14 protein-coding genes, 31 tRNA genes and 1 pseudogene are annotated in these 16,722 nt (G+C 67.1%); 3 read left to right on the top strand and 43 right to left on the bottom strand.

Annotated elements, in window-relative coordinates; all coding sequences use genetic code 11:
- Positions 1-148: 148 nt before the first annotated feature.
- From AB0J68_RS10570 to AB0J68_RS10555, 4 genes are all read right to left on the bottom strand, one after another.
- The gene (locus AB0J68_RS10570; protein WP_363937705.1) at positions 149-1,378 is read right to left on the bottom strand and encodes a cytochrome P450; all 1,230 of its coding nucleotides are present in this window, start codon (positions 1,376-1,378) and stop codon (positions 149-151) included.
- A 327-nt stretch (positions 1,379-1,705) separates the two neighbouring features.
- Complete coding sequence (locus tag AB0J68_RS10565; RefSeq protein ID WP_363937702.1) at positions 1,706-2,005, bottom strand: hypothetical protein; 300 nt, start codon at positions 2,003-2,005, stop codon at positions 1,706-1,708.
- 69 nt (positions 2,006-2,074) lie between these two features.
- Complete coding sequence (locus tag AB0J68_RS10560) at positions 2,075-2,389, bottom strand: hypothetical protein (RefSeq protein ID WP_363937699.1); 315 nt, start codon at positions 2,387-2,389, stop codon at positions 2,075-2,077.
- 368 nt (positions 2,390-2,757) lie between these two features.
- On the bottom strand, positions 2,758-3,183 hold the full coding sequence (locus AB0J68_RS10555) for a hypothetical protein (protein WP_363937697.1): 426 nt from the start codon (positions 3,181-3,183) through the stop codon (positions 2,758-2,760).
- 355 nt (positions 3,184-3,538) lie between these two features.
- On the opposite strand from AB0J68_RS10555, the gene AB0J68_RS10550 reads away from it, so the two are divergent.
- Positions 3,539-3,880: a helix-turn-helix domain-containing protein gene (locus tag AB0J68_RS10550; RefSeq protein WP_363937707.1), complete on the top strand. Its 342-nt coding sequence runs from the start codon at positions 3,539-3,541 to the stop codon at positions 3,878-3,880.
- Between the two features lie 76 nt (positions 3,881-3,956).
- On the opposite strand, the gene AB0J68_RS10545 is transcribed toward AB0J68_RS10550, so the two are convergent.
- The 36 genes from AB0J68_RS10545 to AB0J68_RS10370 all read right to left on the bottom strand — a co-directional run bounded on the left by AB0J68_RS10545 (position 3,957) and on the right by AB0J68_RS10370 (position 13,460).
- A tRNA-Cys gene (locus AB0J68_RS10545) sits at positions 3,957-4,027 on the bottom strand.
- 9 nt (positions 4,028-4,036) lie between these two features.
- Positions 4,037-4,109: transfer RNA gene (locus AB0J68_RS10540), tRNA-Arg, on the bottom strand.
- A 5-nt stretch (positions 4,110-4,114) separates the two neighbouring features.
- Positions 4,115-4,198, bottom strand: a tRNA-Tyr gene (locus AB0J68_RS10535).
- A 1-nt stretch (position 4,199) separates the two neighbouring features.
- Positions 4,200-4,274, bottom strand: a tRNA-His gene (locus tag AB0J68_RS10530).
- Positions 4,275-4,294: 20 nt separating this feature from the next.
- Positions 4,295-4,366, bottom strand: a tRNA-Val gene (locus AB0J68_RS10525).
- 1 nt (position 4,367) lies between these two features.
- Positions 4,368-4,441: transfer RNA gene (locus AB0J68_RS10520), tRNA-Asn, on the bottom strand.
- A 95-nt stretch (positions 4,442-4,536) separates the two neighbouring features.
- Positions 4,537-4,611, bottom strand: a tRNA-Glu gene (locus tag AB0J68_RS10515).
- A 5-nt stretch (positions 4,612-4,616) separates the two neighbouring features.
- Positions 4,617-4,688 (bottom strand) — tRNA-Val (locus tag AB0J68_RS10510).
- Between the two features lie 2 nt (positions 4,689-4,690).
- Positions 4,691-4,766 (bottom strand) — tRNA-Met (locus tag AB0J68_RS10505).
- Between the two features lie 2 nt (positions 4,767-4,768).
- Positions 4,769-4,842, bottom strand: a tRNA-Lys gene (locus AB0J68_RS10500).
- A 6-nt stretch (positions 4,843-4,848) separates the two neighbouring features.
- Positions 4,849-4,922, bottom strand: a tRNA-Arg gene (locus AB0J68_RS10495).
- A 3-nt stretch (positions 4,923-4,925) separates the two neighbouring features.
- A tRNA-Lys gene (locus AB0J68_RS10490) sits at positions 4,926-5,001 on the bottom strand.
- A 486-nt stretch (positions 5,002-5,487) separates the two neighbouring features.
- Positions 5,488-5,578, bottom strand: a tRNA-Ser gene (locus AB0J68_RS10485).
- A 5-nt stretch (positions 5,579-5,583) separates the two neighbouring features.
- Positions 5,584-5,657: transfer RNA gene (locus AB0J68_RS10480), tRNA-Pro, on the bottom strand.
- Between the two features lie 5 nt (positions 5,658-5,662).
- Positions 5,663-5,736: transfer RNA gene (locus AB0J68_RS10475), tRNA-Pro, on the bottom strand.
- 4 nt (positions 5,737-5,740) lie between these two features.
- Positions 5,741-5,814, bottom strand: a tRNA-Arg gene (locus AB0J68_RS10470).
- Positions 5,815-5,830: 16 nt separating this feature from the next.
- Positions 5,831-5,905, bottom strand: a tRNA-Ile gene (locus AB0J68_RS10465).
- A 1-nt stretch (position 5,906) separates the two neighbouring features.
- Positions 5,907-5,996: transfer RNA gene (locus tag AB0J68_RS10460), tRNA-Ser, on the bottom strand.
- A gap of 34 nt (positions 5,997-6,030) precedes the next feature.
- Positions 6,031-7,230, bottom strand: a complete 1,200-nt coding sequence (locus tag AB0J68_RS10455; protein ID WP_363937695.1) for an RtcB family protein — start codon at positions 7,228-7,230, stop codon at positions 6,031-6,033.
- Positions 7,231-7,275: 45 nt separating this feature from the next.
- A tRNA-Asp gene (locus tag AB0J68_RS10450) sits at positions 7,276-7,350 on the bottom strand.
- 25 nt (positions 7,351-7,375) lie between these two features.
- Positions 7,376-8,149, bottom strand: coding sequence for a hypothetical protein (locus AB0J68_RS10445; protein ID WP_363937692.1), 774 nt, complete (start codon positions 8,147-8,149; stop codon positions 7,376-7,378).
- A gap of 115 nt (positions 8,150-8,264) precedes the next feature.
- Positions 8,265-8,347: transfer RNA gene (locus AB0J68_RS10440), tRNA-Leu, on the bottom strand.
- Between the two features lie 11 nt (positions 8,348-8,358).
- Positions 8,359-8,432, bottom strand: a tRNA-Met gene (locus AB0J68_RS10435).
- A gap of 5 nt (positions 8,433-8,437) precedes the next feature.
- Positions 8,438-8,511 (bottom strand) — tRNA-Thr (locus tag AB0J68_RS10430).
- Between the two features lie 121 nt (positions 8,512-8,632).
- A tRNA-Thr gene (locus tag AB0J68_RS10425) sits at positions 8,633-8,708 on the bottom strand.
- Between the two features lies 1 nt (position 8,709).
- A tRNA-Leu gene (locus AB0J68_RS10420) sits at positions 8,710-8,786 on the bottom strand.
- Between the two features lie 87 nt (positions 8,787-8,873).
- Positions 8,874-8,946, bottom strand: a tRNA-Gln gene (locus tag AB0J68_RS10415).
- Positions 8,947-9,031: 85 nt separating this feature from the next.
- Positions 9,032-9,487: an HNH endonuclease gene (locus tag AB0J68_RS10410; protein WP_363937690.1), complete on the bottom strand. Its 456-nt coding sequence runs from the start codon at positions 9,485-9,487 to the stop codon at positions 9,032-9,034.
- Between the two features lie 51 nt (positions 9,488-9,538).
- Positions 9,539-9,611, bottom strand: a tRNA-Gly gene (locus AB0J68_RS10405).
- 96 nt (positions 9,612-9,707) lie between these two features.
- Positions 9,708-9,784: transfer RNA gene (locus AB0J68_RS10400), tRNA-Gln, on the bottom strand.
- Between the two features lie 7 nt (positions 9,785-9,791).
- Positions 9,792-9,864, bottom strand: a tRNA-Gly gene (locus AB0J68_RS10395).
- A gap of 17 nt (positions 9,865-9,881) precedes the next feature.
- A tRNA-Glu gene (locus AB0J68_RS10390) sits at positions 9,882-9,955 on the bottom strand.
- Between the two features lie 8 nt (positions 9,956-9,963).
- Positions 9,964-10,036 (bottom strand) — tRNA-Ala (locus AB0J68_RS10385).
- Positions 10,037-10,222: 186 nt separating this feature from the next.
- Positions 10,223-10,295 (bottom strand) — tRNA-Trp (locus AB0J68_RS10380).
- Between the two features lie 446 nt (positions 10,296-10,741).
- Positions 10,742-12,493, bottom strand: a complete 1,752-nt coding sequence (locus tag AB0J68_RS10375; RefSeq protein ID WP_363937687.1) for a DUF6461 domain-containing protein — start codon at positions 12,491-12,493, stop codon at positions 10,742-10,744.
- 307 nt (positions 12,494-12,800) lie between these two features.
- Positions 12,801-13,460 carry a class I SAM-dependent methyltransferase gene (locus AB0J68_RS10370; protein ID WP_363937685.1) on the bottom strand — a complete coding sequence of 220 codons (660 nt, stop codon included), beginning with the start codon at positions 13,458-13,460 and terminating at the stop codon, positions 12,801-12,803.
- 148 nt (positions 13,461-13,608) lie between these two features.
- On the opposite strand from AB0J68_RS10370, the gene AB0J68_RS10365 reads away from it, so the two are divergent.
- Complete coding sequence (locus tag AB0J68_RS10365; RefSeq protein WP_363937683.1) at positions 13,609-13,848, top strand: GntR family transcriptional regulator; 240 nt, start codon at positions 13,609-13,611, stop codon at positions 13,846-13,848.
- A gap of 142 nt (positions 13,849-13,990) precedes the next feature.
- On the opposite strand, the gene AB0J68_RS10360 is transcribed toward AB0J68_RS10365, so the two are convergent.
- The 3 genes and pseudogenes from AB0J68_RS10360 to AB0J68_RS10350 form a co-directional block, all read right to left on the bottom strand.
- The gene (locus AB0J68_RS10360) at positions 13,991-15,058 is read right to left on the bottom strand and encodes a hypothetical protein (protein ID WP_363937682.1); all 1,068 of its coding nucleotides are present in this window, start codon (positions 15,056-15,058) and stop codon (positions 13,991-13,993) included.
- Between the two features lie 31 nt (positions 15,059-15,089).
- A pseudogene (locus AB0J68_RS10355) lies at positions 15,090-15,408 on the bottom strand (helix-turn-helix transcriptional regulator).
- A gap of 83 nt (positions 15,409-15,491) precedes the next feature.
- A complete protein-coding gene (locus AB0J68_RS10350) occupies positions 15,492-15,890 on the bottom strand; it encodes a hypothetical protein (protein WP_363937680.1) in 399 nt (132 codons plus the stop codon).
- Between the two features lie 167 nt (positions 15,891-16,057).
- Between AB0J68_RS10350 and AB0J68_RS10345 the strand changes: the two genes are divergently transcribed.
- Positions 16,058-16,525 (top strand): hypothetical protein, encoded by a 468-nt coding sequence (locus AB0J68_RS10345; RefSeq protein ID WP_363937678.1) that lies wholly within the window; start codon positions 16,058-16,060, stop codon positions 16,523-16,525.
- The last annotated feature ends 197 nt before the right edge of the window (positions 16,526-16,722 follow it).

Genomic DNA, 16,722 nt, shown 5'->3' with positions numbered 1-16,722 from the left:
GCGTCGAGGACGACGTCGGCCGGGGCGACGACGTCGGCCAGCGGCTCGGACAGGCCGCCCACCAGGCGGAAGTGCTCAGGCGCGGTACCGGCACAGATGCTCGTGCCGATGCAGCGGCCCGAGTCCACCCCGATCCGCCACGCGGTACTCACCAGGCCACCGGCATGCCGAGCAGGCCCCGCACCAACATGCCCCGCTTCCACTCCAGCTCGGCCTCCGGCACGGCAAGCCGCAATCCGGGCAGGCGAGTCACGAGGGTGGCGACGGCGACCTGCAACTCCATGCGGGCCAGTTGCGCGCCGACGCAATGGTGTACGCCGTGCCCGAAGCCCAGGTGCGGTTTCTGCTCGCGGTCGAAGTCCAGCCGGTCCGGGTCGGCGAAGACGGTACCGTCCCGATTCGCCGACGACAGCGAGCCGAGAACCGGCTCACCTGCCCGGACCAGCACACCGCCGACCTCGACGTCCTCCTTGGCGTACCTGGCGAAGGAGGAGCCGACGCCGAGCGGCACGTACCGCAACAGTTCCTCGACCGCGGCCGGCACCAGCGACGGATCGGCCCGCAGCTGAGCGAGCTGGTCCGGATTGTGCAGCAGGACGTAGACGAAGTTGGGGATCTGGGTCACCGTGGTCTCGTGGCCGGCCGCGAGCAGCCCTCCGGCCAGCTCCACCAGCTCGGTCTCGCTGAGCCGATCCTCATTCTCGTCGCGGGCCCGCACCAACGCGCCGAGCAGGTCGTCGATCCCCGGGTCGCGGCGCCGCTCGGCGACCAGACCACCGATGTAGCCCCAGAGATTGTTCAGGTACTCCTGGATCGTTTCCAGGGGCAGCGAGGTGGTCGAGACGATCGCCTCGGACCAGACGTGGAAGCGGTCGCGGTCGGCGTACGGGACCCCGAGCAACTCGCAGATCACCTGGATCGGCAGCGGCGTGGCGACGTGCTCCACCAGGTCGGCCGGAGGACCGAGCCGGACCATGTCGTCGACCAGCGCGTCGGCGATCTCCTGGGTTCGGGGTCGCAGCGCCTCCACCCGACGTGCCGTGAACGCCTTCGCCACCAACCGGCGCAGCCGAGTGTGATCGGGCGGGTCCATGGTCAGCATGCCGCTGTACTGCTGGCGCGGGGTGAGCCTGGGCTCGTCGCGCTGGACGGACAGGGCGCGGCCGAACCGCACGTCGCCGAGGACCGTACGGACGTCCTCGTACCGGGTGGCGAGCCACGCCTCCTCGCCGTAGGGGAGCTTTACCCGGGTCATCGGCTCGTTCTCGCGCAGCTCGCCATAGGTCGGATCGACGACGAGGCGGTCGGGCACACTGAACGGGTACGGCCGCGCGGGCGGAACCGTCCGACTCTCGGTGGTCTGCGCGCTCTCCGTCATCCGGATTCCCTTCGTCGAGGCGGCGTGATCCTCAGGCCGGCACCACGTCCGTAGCGGCGCCGGATTGCCAGCGTCCAGGGCTTGCGACCACCACCGCATTGACGCTCAGTGATATGTCGATATCGGATCGTAGCGGGATGTGTCGATGATCGCCATGGAGGCTGGTCCGCGTCCGGCGACGGCTGTGGTGCCGCTGCGAAGGAACCGCAGCGGCTCCTCGCCCGCGATCCACAGTGCTGGACGGCCTCGCTCTGGTGTGGTGCCCGGCCCAGTCCGGCGCGTACCCGCACTGACGCCCGGCATGCCGATCGCTGTTGGCGGCGGCTATCAGGGGAAGAGCTTCCAGTGCCCCTCCGAGACGACCTCGACGGCGCCGTCGACCACCTTGATGGCGGTGTCATCGTCGATGGCGTAGGTCGGGACCGGGATTCCGGACGCCCACTTCTGAATGGTGGACAGCTCGGTGCCCTCCATGTCCGGGTGATTGAGGTGTGGGTACAGCGTGAAATCCACCAGCCCCAGCGCCCGGTCAGCGCCCTCCGCCATGTCGCTACCGTCGGGGACGAATTCGAGGTCGAACTCGGCATCGCAGTTGTACGGGGTGACCGCGATACTCCCGGCACTCACCCCCCACGTAAACCGTATCGCTCAGCGACGGTAGGAGGTCGGCCAGACCCGACTGGCGCAGCCAGTAGGTCAGGTAGAGCACATCGCCGCCCCAGACGAGGAGGGCATCGGCCTGCCGGACGGCCGGACCCAGTTCTCTTCTCGGATGGTCGGCAGTGCGGTGAGCTCCAATATCCCCAGGGATTTCCAACCGAGCTGGGACAGCGGGATCGTGGCCTGGCCGTGAATCGCCTTCCACGCGCTCTCACCTCCGCCGGGGAAGGGATAGACACCGGTCGGAATGAAAAGGGCCGTGGACTCGGCGATCGGCTTGCCCAGCAGGTCGACCAGCGCATTGCGAATGCTCGGGTTCTGGACGCCCCCGGACGTGAGAAGAAGCCTCACCCGTGCCTCCTGTACGTAGCGGTCATGACGCTCTCCTCGAAGTCGGGAGATCGGGTGCATGGGACGACAGGCTGGACACCATAGCGAAACTCAACGCCGTTGCGGCCCCTCAAGCCCTCGCACGCGCATCGGCATGAGCGGAGGGCACTCTTGTGAAGCATCTGTGTCAGTGCGTGCCAGGGCACCTGGCGGCCGTGGCACCCACAGCGACGGTGAGTGAATCTGTGAGCGGTCGATCCAGCAGGCGCAGAGGTCGGGGCTGGTGTTGTCGAGGAACCCGTGGCGGACACTGGTGGCGATTGAGGCCAGCATCGGCGGCTGGAACGGCAGCAGGTTGGCGTCGCCGAGGAGGCGGGTGCGGTACTCATTCAGGCCGATTGTGTGGTGCGCGACCCGAGACGGTCGGCGATGCCGCCAGCGGTAATCGGGTCCCCGACCAGGTCGTACACCTTGCCGACGTGCGCGGTGGGCTCGCTTGCGACGACGGCTGCGGCAGCTGCCAGGTCGGCCCGCGCTACCGCGGAGAGTGCACCGGTCCCGAATGCTGATTCCAGGCCGTCGGGAGTCCACGCGAGCAAGGCACCGAACAGTTCGGCGTACAGCCCGTTTCGCAGGATGGTCCACGCGAGCCCGCCGGTTTTGATCATTTGCTCGGTGGCCCTGTGGGCAAGTGCGAACCCGAGGTGGTCCCCGGCGCTGGTCAGGCTGGTGTAAACCACGTGGGCCACGCCGTCGCGGGCCTGCAGCGTCGAGAAGAGTCCGGTGACGCGCGATGACCTGGTCGTCCTCGGCATACCCGGCCGAGACGAGGACCAGGGTCGAAACGCCTGTGAGATCGAGGGTTGCGGAGTCGTCGAAGTCAAGGTGGCGCTGTGCGCTGGTGGGAGTGCGACTTCCTGCCAAGGCGGGTACGTCTCGCTCGCCGAGCTCTGCGAGTGTGAGCGAAGCGAGCTGTCCGTTGGCGCCGGTCACCATGATCATTGCGATTCGGTCCCCTACCGTGGTTCTCTTCAGTAACTACAGTGAGAGCCTGGACCCGCGCCCGGTGGCTCACAAGGAGGCAGTCTCGTGTCACTAGCGCACACCGAAGTAACCGCGGGAGCCGCCGAGCTCGAACCATGCGGACAGCCGGATCACGCAGACTGCGGCATCCGAGACGTTCTTGACCGGGTGGGCGACAAGTGGTCGGTTCTCGTGATCGTCGAACTCGCCAACGGGCCGCGACGCTTCCGCCAACTCCAGCGCGCCATCGACGGGATCTCCCAGCGCATGCTGACCCTCACGGTGCGCCGCCTGGAACGAGACGGCCTCGTCCTTCGGACCGTGTACGCGACCGTGCCCGCCCAGGTCGACTACCGCCTCACCGCAACCGGCACAAGCCTCACCCACCTCGTCAAAGCACTCGCCGACTGGTCACTGGCACACCGCGCAGCCATCTCCGAAGCCCGTCAGGCCTACGACAGCGACCACCCCGACAACGAGATCCGGTGACGCGCAGCGCGTCCTGAGCCCCGACAGTTGGTCGACCTGAGCATCTCGCTCGTTATCCGACAGTGGATGGCAGTTGAGGCCGTGACCGGGATCGAACCGGCGTACGCGGTTTTGCAGACCGCTCCCTCACCACTCGGGCACACGACCAGGCAGAAGCGCCCGCGGAGGGAATCGAACCCCCGACACCCAGCTCCGGAAGCTGGTGCTCTGTCCCCTGAGCTACGCAGGCATGCGTGGGAGTGGAGAGATTCGAACTCCCTGAGCGCGAACGCACCGGGGTTACAGCCCGGCCCACCTCACCATCGGTGGCGCACTCCCTTGGGGTGACTGGCGGGTACTGACCCCGCGACCTCCCGGGCCACAACCGGGCGCTCTACCACTGAGCTACAGCCACAACTGCGGCCCGAAGGCCAGTGCCCGTACCTGGACTCGAACCAGGGCGACCCGCTGTGTGGGAGCGGTGCTCTGCCGCTGAGCTACACGGGCTTGGCTCCCCTGCCTGGACTCGAACCAAGATCAGCCGGTTAACAGCCGGCCGCTCTACCTTTGAGCTACAGGGGAAAGGGCCAGGTCCCAAGGCGGCCGGACTCGAACCGGCGATCTTCGGTGACACCGCACTCGCCGTTCGGCGCGCTCTGTGCCTGGGAACTGGACGTTGGTAGAGCCGACGGGATTTGAACCCGCACGATCCGCCTTGAAAGGGCGGCGACCTGCCATTAGTCGACGGCTCCATGCGTGCCCCGAGAGGGTGTCGAACCCCCGGCCTCCGTCGCGTCAGGACGGCGCTCTCCCGCTGAGCTACCAGGGCGGGAGCGGGACCGGGATTCGAACCCGGGAACCTCTGGGTTATGAGCCCAGCGCGCTTCCATGACTGCGCCATCCCGCAAGTGGGCCGCCGGGGACTCGAACCCCGAACCCTCGGATCAAAAGTCCGCAGCTCTACGCCATTGAGCTAGCGGCCCGCGTTGTCCCCCGGGCAGGATTCGAACCTGCGACGACCCGGTTTAGGAAACCAGCGCTCTATCCGCTGAGCTACCGGGGGAATTGGTACGCCGCCAGGGACTCGAACCCTGCACTTACTGATTAAGAGTCAGCAGCTCTACCCCATGAGCTAGCGGCGCTTGGGGCTCGGTGAGGCGAGCCCATCCCTGAGTCCGCGCAGTCCGACGCCGGTGGTCGTTTGCGCAAACCACATCACATTTCTTGATTTCCGCCGCGATGCGCACCCACGGCGCGTTGTCCTTGAGGAGGCGGCTGACGTCGGCAATCTTGTCCCGCTGATGGTCGAAGTCGAGAACGACGACGTCGGTCTCCCCGCAGTCGACGCAGGGGTGCGTCGAGAGGTATTCGATCAATCGACGGGTGTTTCCTGCTCTGTGGCGTACCCGCCGCTCTGCGCGGCTTGGGTTGTGCCGGTCCTTGGTCAGGTTGTAATACGTCGCGTTGTACTGCTTCTTACAGCTCTTGCAGTACGTCGTCCGGCCGTCCGGTCGCTGACGGTTCAACGCGAAATCCGTAAGCGGCTTCCTCTGCTGGCACTTCGAGCATCGCTTCTCCACGCCCTCGATCATTCACTAAGAGTCCGACAATAAGAGTCGCGCGGCGCTTGGCGGTGAGGGTCGGGATCGAACCGACACGGGCTTTCACCCCAACTGTTTTCGAGACAGCGGCCGTCGCCTGCCCTCGGCTGGCCTCACCATGAGTCGGGTACGGGCGATTCGAACGCCCATCCTCCGGCTCCCGAAGCCGGCGCTCCACCAAGTTGAGCTAGTACCCGTTCAGTCGGGACGGCCGGATTCGAACCGACGACACCTTGGCCCCCAGCCAAGTGCGCTACCAAACTGCGCCACGTCCCGTAAGAGCCCCCGACTGGATTCGAACCAGCGACCTCGACGTTCGTAGCGTCGCGCTCTGTCCAACTGAGCTACGGAGGCAAGACCTTCTGTTGCGTGCCGACGCCCGGATTTGAACCGGGGACCCCGGAGTTATCAGCTCCGTGCTCTACCCAGGCTGAGCTACGACGGCTTGGCGAAGGGTGAGAGATTCGAACTTCCGGCGGGTTTCCCCGCTCCGCGCTAGCAACGCGGCGCCATCGACCAGACTCGGCCAACCCTTCACGGTGATCGGTGCCCCGCCGGGCACCGACCGGTCTAACCCTTCACGCACACGACCTGCTTCAGGTGGGCGACCACCTCGACCAGGTCGGACTGCTGCTCCATCACAGCGGTGATGTCCTTGTACGCGCCCGGGATCTCGTCGACCACCCCGGCGTCCTTGCGGCACTCCACCCCGGCAGTCTGCGACGCCAGGTCATCGACCGTGAACGTCCGCTTCGCCTCGCCCCGGGACATCCGCCGGCCGGCGCCGTGGGACGCCGAGCAGTACGCGTCCGTGTTCCCCTTGCCTCGCACGATGTACGACCCGGTGCCCATCGACCCGGGGATGATGCCCAGGTCGCTGCGGCCGGCGCGGATCGCGCCCTTGCGGGTCACCAGCACCTCCACCCCGTCGTAGGTTTCCTCGGAGACGTAGTTGTGGTGCGCGGAGATGGGCTCCCCGTAGGTGACGTGCGGGAACTGGGCGCGGACCACGCCGCAGAGCAGGGCCAGCATGACCGCCCTGTTCCGGCGGGCGTACTCCTGCGCCCACCACAGGTCCCGCCGGTACGCGTCCATCTCCGGCGTGCCGGCGAGGAACACGGCCAGGTCCCGGTCCGGCAGTTCCGCGTTGTGCGACAGGGTGCGGGCGACCGCCATGTGCCGTTCGGCCAGCTCCTTGCCGATGTTGCGGGACCCGGAGTGCAGCATCAACCACACCTGCCCGGCGTCCGGGCCGCCCTGCTCGATGAACACCTCAATGAAGTGGTTACCGCCGCCGAGGGTGCCCATCTGGTTGTGGGCCCGACCTTCCAGCCTGCTCACCCCGTCGTGCAGGGTGTTGAAGCGGTTCCAGAAGTCGTCCCAGCCGGCCTGTTCCAGGCCGCGCACCCGGCGGGGGTTGACCACCGTGTCGCGCTGGTTGAACCCGACCGGGATGGTCGCTTCGATCGCGTTGCGGAGTCCGGCCAGGTCGTCCGGGAGGTCGGCGGCGGTGAGCGAGGTCCGGACCGCCGACATGCCGCAGCCGATGTCGACGCCGACAGCGGCCGGCGAGACGGCCTGCCGCATCGCGATCACCGAGCCGACGGTCGCGCCCTTGCCGTAGTGGACGTCCGGCATGACCGCGACACCCTGAACCCAGGGCAGCGCGCCGATGTTGCGGAGCTGCTGGGCGGCCAGCTGCTCGATGGTGTCCGGGTCGGTCCACACCCTGACGGGTGCCCGGGTTCCCGGGAGCATCGTGAAACTCATGATCGTCGCCTCCGTTGGTCGGCTGTTCTGCGATCGAGTTGGTTGCGCCAACGACGGGACTCGAACCCGCGGTCTCCACCGTGACAGGGTGGCGAGCACTCCTAGCTGCTCTGCGTCGGCATCGGGACCGGCCGGCGGCCGGCGGTTACTCATTTCTTACGGGCCAGTGGACGCGGAACTCGTCGTACTCAGGGCCAGGATTGCAACTGGTCTGACCGGCAACGCGAGCGTGCGGCACGAACCACATCCCGTCGATCGATGCGATCAGGAAGAAGTAGTCGACCTCGTCGCCGCTGTACGGGAGCTGTGCCCGTTCCAGCGCGGAGACGTAGGCGAAGACGGTGAGCGAGAATCGCGGCCGAGGCTCTAGGCCGCGGTCGCTGAGTTGCCGTGTCTGGGTGGTCTTCACCTGGACTTTCTTCATGCTCCCGTCGGGAAAGCCCGCAACGATGTCGTAGGGCGCCTGACCTGGCACCATCGCGACGGTGCAGCCGGCGAGCTGGAGCCACGCGGCGGCCAAGTTCTCGCCTGCGAACCTGACGCGGTCGAGCTGCGGCTGCATGTCTGCGGGCAGCGAACGCAGCGACGCCTGGGCCCGCCGGTCAAGGTGCCCGTATTCGAGGCTGAGGCGCATGGCCCGCCGTTTCGCCGATGTCGCGGGGCAGCCCAGTCGGAGAGCGACTTCATTCCACGACTGGGCTGCGGCTACAGCGTCCCGCAGCTCGTCGTCCGTCCACTTTCGAGCACCGGTGAAATGGGAGACGTCGAGGTTCAACCGCGCAGCTCGGAGCCGGGCCGCGTTGGTCCCGGTCATCTTGCTGCCAGTCTCCCGAAGCACCTGCCGCCATGAGCGGCAGCGGGCAACCACGGCGGCGAATTGCACGTCATCGACTATGTAGCTCGCTGGCATGTAGAGCATCCCACTGGCTGTAAGTGCTCTAGTCACGCTGCGCTACAACGTGGACCGACAGGGAGTCGAACCCCGCGGGGAGGGATTGCGAATCTCTCCTGCGCACCAGCGCTCAGCCCTTGCGTGCGCTCGGGGAGAGTCGAACTCCCACGCCTTTCGGCACACGGACCTGAGCCGTGCGTGTCTACCAAGTTCCACCACGAGCGCGTGATGTTGCGTGCCGACGAGGGGACTCGAACCCCGGACCTCTCCGTTATGAGCGGAGTGCTCTGACCACCTGAGCTACGTCGGCGAGAGAGCCAGCGACGGGAGTCGAACCCGCATCCTCGCCCTTACGAGGGGCGCGCTCTGCCATGGTGAGCTTCGCTGGCGTGGTCCCGATGGGTCTCTCGCGTGCCGGGGCGGCGCCGCCGTTTTCACCGACGGATCACCGTCAGGGGCGCTATCCCTGCCTTACGGGCGTCCCGGCCCGCGAGACACCCACCGGGTGTGTGGAGCCGGCGACCGGGATCGAACCGGCCCGCTCGCGCTTACAAGGCGCGTGCTCTGCCAACTGAGCTACGCCGGCCTGGTGCCCTCGGAGGGATTCGAACCCACACTGCGCGGCACCTCATGCCGCTGCCTCCTGCCGTTGGGCTACGAGGGCTTGGCGCGGGGAGCCGGGCGCTACTCCGGCGAACTCCCGACGGGCCGTAACCCGCCGGGTGCCCTGCTTCCGGGCCATCCCCTTGCGCTCCGAGAGGAGGATTCGAACCTCCGATCTTCCGAACCAGAATCGGACGTGCTGCCAGCTGCACCATCTCGGAATGAGGGCCGGCGGCCGGTAGCTGGTCGCGAGAACCAACCCTTCGCCCCGTCGGTCAGCACGGGGACCGGCTCGCCGGCCGAAAGTCAGCGCTGCGCGAGCGACGACCAGGCAGGCGCGACCGGCTGCCGCCGTAGCGGCATCCCAGCCGCGGCCGGGGTCCGATCACCCTTGCGCTGGTTGCAGGCGTAGCAGGCGCTGATCGTGTTGCGCCAGGTGTTCGCCCCACCCCGGGAGCGGGGCAGGATGTGGTCGACCGTCACGGCCGGACCCTCGCAGTAGCCGCACCGCCATTCGTCGCGGGCCAGGACGCCGCCCTTGGACCAGGCGGGGCCCTTCGTGTACCGCCACCGGGTGCCGACGTACCGGACGAGCCGGACCACCTTCGGCATGGGGAACACGCCGATGAGTTGGTCGGGTTCGGCTTCGTGGATCTCGGCGACCCGCCGGCAGAGCATCCGGATCGCGTGGGCGACCGTGACCCGGTGGAGCGGGCCGAGGTCGGCGTTGATGACGAGAATCGGCGTCCACTGGCACTTCAACGATAGGTGTCAACTCGGTGATGTCGCATTGTCTCTATGTAAGAGACATCGAGCGGCTACCGGGACTTGAACCCGGGACCTCGACGTTGGCAACGTCGCGCTCTACCAACTGAGCTACAACCGCGTGGAGCCCCCGGCCGGAGTCGAACCATCCACCAAGAGGAAGTCGAATTCCGGATTCGCAGATCCGAGACGACTTTCTCCGCTGGTCAAGTGCGAGCTCCGGGAGCAGGAATCGAACCTGCGTTCGTACCGGGATCCAAAGTCCCGTCGCCCTTGCCAGCAGAGCATCCCGGAACGGTTGAGCGGTCGGCGGGCAACGACCCCGCTTCTTCGGTTTGGAAGACCGACGTGTCCGCCAAGTTCACCACGACCGCATGGCATCCTGCGTGCGTAGGCCGTACGGGGCTCGAACCCGTAACCTCCTGGCTGAGAACCAGGTGAGCTGCCAGCTTGCTCCAACGGCCCATGAAGCGTGGAGAAGAAGGGATTCGAACCCTCGACCTCCGGTCTGCCGAACCGGCGCTCTCCCAACTGAGCTACAACCCCATCGTCCGGGACCGGGGTGTCGAACCCCGTGTCTCTCGCTCCCAAAGCGAGCGGGTCAGCCGTCTCCCTCGTCCCGGAGGTAGTGCCCCCGGCCGGCCCATACGGGCGCCGGCTGGGGCCTTACCAATGCCATCCACTGTGGAGTTGAGAATCTACAACGCCGCCGTCCGAAGCCGGGACGAAAAGCAGGGGCGGCAGGACTCGAACCTGCATCCGTCGGTTTTGGAGACCGGTGCTCCACCAGTTGAGCTACGCCCCTATGAAGTTGTTCCAGTAACGAGAAAGCCGCCCTATCCCTGTCAGGGTGGGCGGCTTCGCAGCTTGCGCTGGCGCTATTCGCGCCGCCACCCCGGCTTCCAGTTCCGCTCACTCGCGCACAGATCGTGGGCTCGTCCAATCGAGGGCAGCACGACACCGCCGCGCGGCATGAGCCGCGTGGTTTCGGTGTAGGCGTACTGCGACACGGGGAACTCCTCAGGTTGGTCGGGACGACCTTGCTCATTCAAGGTAGGCGCTGCGCCGATCGGATGGCAATGGATATTCCGAGCTACCTCCACGTAGCTCGTGGCCAGCTGTAGCGGGTGACTGGCGGTGGACAGCCGCTAGAGCACCTCGGCGGTATGCGTCGGGCTGGAACAGGATCCATCGTCCGCTGTCATGGATGTGGCTGAGGTCCTCGTCTCGGACCGCGGTGCGGCTGGGTGCCTATCCTGTTATGCGGTAACCGATGCCGGCCGCGCGGATCCGGTTGAGGTCGGCAGCGGTGATGCCCCGGCCGGTGAACCGTGCGACCGCGACCAGTCCCTTCTCACTGCGATCACCGAGCTCGGCGAAGTCGATCCCGGCGAGAGCTGCGGCAACCTCCGGCGGGTACTCGTCGCGCCCCCATGGCTCGAAGGCAGCGAGCAGTTGACCTGCCTCGGCGAAGGAGAGCCGGGTGACGGCGTTGACGTTCCAGAACATGCTGGCGGCCCGGCCACCGGCCGACGCGTTACGCAGCACTGCGGCGTCCGTGCCGCGGAAGCCGTTGTCCTCCACGACCAGGACCGCGTCACCGCCGTCCAGCACGGTGATCCAGGGGTCGATGGCACGACGCAGTGACAGGTCGCGCTGAATGTCATCGACCGATTCCGGCTGGTCCGGGTCGGCTCCGAACGCACGTAACGCCTGCTCGACCGTAGCGCCAGTGACGACGGTGACAGTCGCCGCCTGGGAGAGCGGGCTACGGCGAATCCATCGGTACGCGTGCTCGGGGGGCCGGGCCCGCTCGGGCTCGCCGCGCAGCCGGTGCCCAAGTTGGTCGGTGAGCTTGTAGGCGATTTCCGGTGCGGCGGGTGCGCCCCAGACGACGAGCTTGTAGCTCTCGAGATCGGCGTCGAGGTCGTCGCGCCCGCGGGCGTGTACCCGGGTCCGGTATTCGCCGGGCCACGGCGGGGTCTGCCGGCGTAGGCCGCGGCCGCCCGTGCCGTCCGGCGCCATCACTGATGCGCGCCCCTCGGCGGCACGCCAGCTCACTTCGACGATCTCCTCCCAGCCGGACTCCAGCTCGTCGGGGGCTTCCGCGAGCACGGCCAATTCAACGCGGACCGTGCCCACTGCGACGCCGGTGCGCACGACGATGCCGGCGTCGGTCACGGCGACCATCCCGTTGCCTGCGAAGTCCACCTGCTCGGGCAACTCGTGCTCGGCAAGGCCGAACCGGTGCTCGGCCACGGTCACCGTGCCGGACATATGGCGCGGCAGCAGGTACTCCGTGCGGATCTTGGCGAGCAACGCCGCCGCATATGCCGGAGGCATGAGTGCGTCCCGCAGCAGTAGCACCGCGGCGCCGACTCCCAGGCCGACGGTGGCGGCGGCACGATCCACGATCACGGGTGGCGCCGCCTGGTGGACCACGGCACCAGCAACCGCCACCGCCAAGCCGAGATGAGCTGCACCGTGCTCGGCCGCGATCGATGGCTCATCCGTCGCCGCCGGCGTGACTGCCAGCAGCGGCGCGATCACAGGGTGCGCCGCAAGCTCGCGCACCAACGCAACCGTACGGTCGGCCAGTCCGGGACGCAGTCGGTGCAGCAAAGCCGTCGCGGACGTCGCCTCGCTATCGTGACCACCCGCGGCCATCCACACATACTGGGCATCCGGCGGCCCGAGCAGACCCGCCACGAGGTCCGGCGCACAACTCCAGTCATGGCGGCCGACAACCAACTCGAGCGCGCCGAGCAGGCGCTCCACCGGCAGCGGCCCCAGCGCTCGCAACGCCGTCACGCACTCGGGCTCACCACCGGCCGAGTGGTCGAACCGGTGAGCACCCACCGAATGCGAATCCGCCTCCTCTGGCACGGCCAGGCGACCCAGCAGACGCGCGGGCATCGCAGGGATCCGTTCAATGAACGCCGGCATCGTCGCCGCGGCGAAGGCCGCCAGCCCCTCGCTTGCCTGAGCCGGTACGTCAGTCATCGTCCGCTCCCCGTCAGCGCGATCACCTGGGCCGCGACGATACCGGACGACGATCAGGCGGCTCGCAACAGCGAAACAGGACCAGACCGCCCTGGCTTAACGGGCCGTCATGTCCGCGCATGACCCTGAGACACGGCCGCAGCGAAGCCCGGATCGAGCGTCGCTCCTGCGCACCACCCGCCATACACACGGGTGGGATCGAGGTCTCATCTGACGGAACAAGCTACTGGTCCGGCGCGGCGAATCTGTGCGACCGACGTCGATGTGAGCAGACTTGTCAACGCGACAGTCGACGACCTGTGATCCCCTACCCGATTCCGGAGTCGGTCTTGCGGACCAGCATGTACCCGTATGAGGGCTCCGGTTCTTCCGGTGGCGTGCTGCCCTGAAAGATCAGTGCGAACCCGGCGGCGGTGAAGCGTTCCTCCATTTCTCGGGCAGAGAGCCAGTACCGGTCGAAGTCGATGCCGAAGCTCCCGACGCGGCTGCCGGGAGGGTTACGGTGCCCGGTGCCATCGCCGTGCTTGAATGCGGTCACCAGGTATCCGCCCGGCTCAACTACCCGGGCGAGTTCGGCGAAGGCCGGAACCCTGGCTTCTGGTGCCAGGTAGATCAGCGAGAACCAGCAGACCACCCCGGCCAGCGAGGCGTCCTCGAACGGCAGGTGACGCAGGTCGGCAACCTCGTATGTGAAGCCGGGGTTCTCCCGTCGTGCCACCTCGACCATCCTGGGCGAGAGATCCACGCCGCGCGGCGACAGGCCTCGGCTCGCAAGGTAGGGAAGAAGCCGTCCGGTGCCGCAGCCCACGTCCGCGATCTCCGCGCCGACCGCAAGGGTCATCTCGGCGAACAGGTCGAGCATCGCCCGCTCGACCGGCATGCTCTCGAGCACTCCGGACAGGTTCTTGGCGTACCACTCGGAGAGCACGTCATGGGCGTCTCGGAGTTCTTCCGTCCTGGCGTCCATCCCCGTTGGCCTTCCCGTCGAGACCCGTTGTGGCGGCGAATCTACCCCCGGCTGGGCGAGGCGCCTCCTATGGGGACGGCTTCAGCGTTCGCGTGCGCGGGCAGAGCGACCAGATGGCCCGTCTGCCACTGCCGTAGGTGGTCTACTCGTGTTGCCAACCGAGGAGAACTACGTGCCACCGCGCTACCGCTACGAGCAGATCGCCGACGACCTCGCCGAACGCATTGCGTCAGGCGAGTTCCAGCCCTGCTCCAAGCTACCCAGTCGGCGAGAGTTGATTGAGCACTGCGGGGTTACCGAGCCGGTGATCGACCGTGCCATGCAGGTACTACGGATCAAAGGGATGACCGAAATGCTTCCCGGCGTTGGCGTCTTCGTCGCCGAGTAGATCCCTCCGCAGAGCCAGCCTCCGCGCCCGCGACATCTCATTTACAAGCTCTGTGCCGCACGCGCACAGCCGGCGTGCGTTCATCGATCCCGACCCTGGTTGGCGAGGTGTCCGACCGGGCGACCGTGGGCGGCGGAGTGCGTCAACGGTGCGCGAGCCTCGGGTCGGCCGGCAGCCTGTGGGGCGGCGCGGCAACGCCTAGCGCGAGCGCCAGCATGAGACAGCCGCCGAGGAACGGCAGCGACATCACGGGCTGGCCGAGCCATTCCCACAGGGGATGCCAACGAAGGTGCGGCTCGCTCAGGTGATGCGACAGCATCAGCGACGTACTCAACAGGATCGGTGCCCACCACAGCAACATCGCGAAGCCGAACAGGAACTTCGCCGATCCTTGGGTCAGCGGATGGCGCCCCTCCGTACGTCGACTGGCCCAGCCGAACAGCCACCATCCGCTGAGCGTGCCCAGAATGAAGGCGACAACGCCGACGGGATAGGCGTTCCACGGGGTCGATCGGGTCATGGCCAAGCTCATCTTCGGCGTCGTGTTGTCGTCGTTGATGGTTACTTCGAGATTGTTGTCACCACGGTGCGCGTACACAGTGATGGTTGAGGGTATGGCCGCGGGGTCGCATCGCGGGTCGTCGGGAATGCAGGCGTACGCGTCGGAGTAGACCGGTTCGGTGTAGTCCCATCCGGAGCCCTGCAGCCGCTGTCGAAGCTCAGCGAGGACTCGCGGACGGCTGTCGGCCGGGAGTTGCTCGAAGGACGCGCCAAGACCGGCCAGCGAATATTCGCCGCCGCCACCCAACAGCAGGTCGGAAGCGGAGCTCCAACTCAGCGATCTGCCGTAGATGATGAAGACGGAGGGCGGGTCAACCGTGTCGATGTCGCTGACCCGCTTATCCGGATACAGCTGGCTAACTGCGACGGCAAGCTCGTTGTGGTCGAGCGGACGGGAGCCGAGCCAGGTGAGCCAGGTGCCGAAGGACGCGGCGAACAGACCGCAGGCCAACGTGAAGATCGATGCCCAGAGGACCACGGTACGGCTCGCGGGTCGGCCAAGGCGGGCGCGCAGACCGTGACGTACGAGATTTGCCGCCACACGCGCACCCCGGCTGGTGGATGCGGTGTCGTGGACCGTCTCGAGGATTTCGGCACCGCGCTTCCGACGGTAGTCGCGCGGGTAGGACAGCAGTAACCAGCGGTGCATGAGGTCTCCCAGGACGCGGCGTCAGTCCGGATCAGGCGAGATTGGGCCGCAGGATGCGCAGCCGGGATTCGGCGGCGGACGCCAGTTGGCGCAGCCGTTCCGTCTGGCGCGAGCTCGGCACGGCCATCGGCGCGCAGCCGATAGAGCCGGCGCAGCCGGCCGTCGACGACTTGCTCGTGGCTGAGCTCGACCATGCCCTGTGCCGTCAGTCGGTCCAAGGCGGCGTAGAGGGTTCCCGGCAGCAGGGTGACGCGGCCATCCGACAAGACGGCGACCTCCTGGATGATCCCGTAACCATGGCGCGGCTCGTCGGCCAACGCGGTCAGGATCAGAAAGGTGGCCTCGCGCATCTCAGTCACCGGGGCAACATATTGCTGATCAATCTATCGTCAATGCCTACGGGCCAGGACGGCACACTGGACACCCCGCTCGTCTAGCGGTAGGCATCGAGTACCGCGCGCAGGGGCTGGTACGAGTCGTCTGGGTAGTGGACGCCACGGATGCTGCGATGGATCGCCGAGGTCAACTCAGTGCGCGGCCCGATGCGCCGGGCTATGTGGGCCACGGCGAGCAGGTCAAGCCGGTCGCCGGTGACGTCCAGGTTCGCTCGCATAGGCAGCCAACGCGCCTGGTGGTTGCGGCAGATTGTCTCGCCGAGGTACCAGACAGCGCAGTTGAAGACCGGGTCGTCGTAGAGACTGCCGGTGCCGGCCTGGGGGGCGAGCGCCTCGCGCAGTACTTCCTCCAGGGCGCCGAGAGAGGCGGGCGTGAAGTCGAAGTCTGCGGGGCGTCCGGTGGCCTCGGCCCAGCGGGGGAAGACTTCTTCCTGCACGGCCAGCCATTCGGCAAGGCACTCACCAAGCGGCCCGGGGTCCAGCGGGCCCGGGGCGTCCGGGAGAGGGTGGCTTTCCGGGCTCTGCGAGGGCTGGTTCGGGCTCGCGTGAGCGCCCGATCGACAGCCGCCTGCCAGGGCGCATACTGATGCAGGAACGAGGACAAATGGCCGGTGTACTCCGGGCGGGCCGCAGAGACGACGGCCTCGGACGGGTTGCAGTAGGGAAAGTCGTCCTCGTACAGCTCTTCTTTCTCCTGAAGTTCTGCCAGCTCCCAGTGCTCCAGCACCTCTTTCGGGAGCCTGACGACGGGTTCGGTGCGTGCGTGGACACCGAGGCCGGGCTGCGGAGCGCACCGCCAAACGGCACCGTAGTTGCGTACGTGGACCTCACCTACATACCAGGCGGATACGGTCATGAACGCGTCGTCCCGGGCGGCCTGCGCGTCGTCGTAGGACGGGTAGCGGCGCTTGATCTCCTGTTCAAGGCGGTCGAGGGAGCCGGTGCTGAAGTCCCATCGTCCTTCGGTTTGTTCGACCCACCCGGAAAAGAGGGCTGCTTGAGTGTGGAGCCATCCGTTCAGGCGTGGGTTGTCGGCCCACTCCGGGTCGTCAATGTTGCTCATGGGCGGTGAGCCTAGGTGTTCTATGGACGTTGCTGACAGGGCTGGGATCTTGAAACAGGTGCGGACGTCCGGGGAGGTGGGGCCTGTCGAAGATTCCGTTTCACCCAGGAGGTCCTCGTGCGCCTGGCTAACTGCGTGGCCGATGCGGCCGCCGTTCGCCGCAGCGGCATCTACAGAGGAACTTGCGGCACCCAAGGTTCCCAAAG

The sequence above is a fragment of the Micromonospora sp. NPDC049580 genome (genome assembly GCF_040675595.1).
Lineage (GTDB): Bacteria > Actinomycetota > Actinomycetes > Mycobacteriales > Micromonosporaceae > Micromonospora.
The sequence above is the reverse complement of the archived record's forward strand: the minus strand, read 5'-3'. Positions and strand labels throughout refer to the sequence as shown.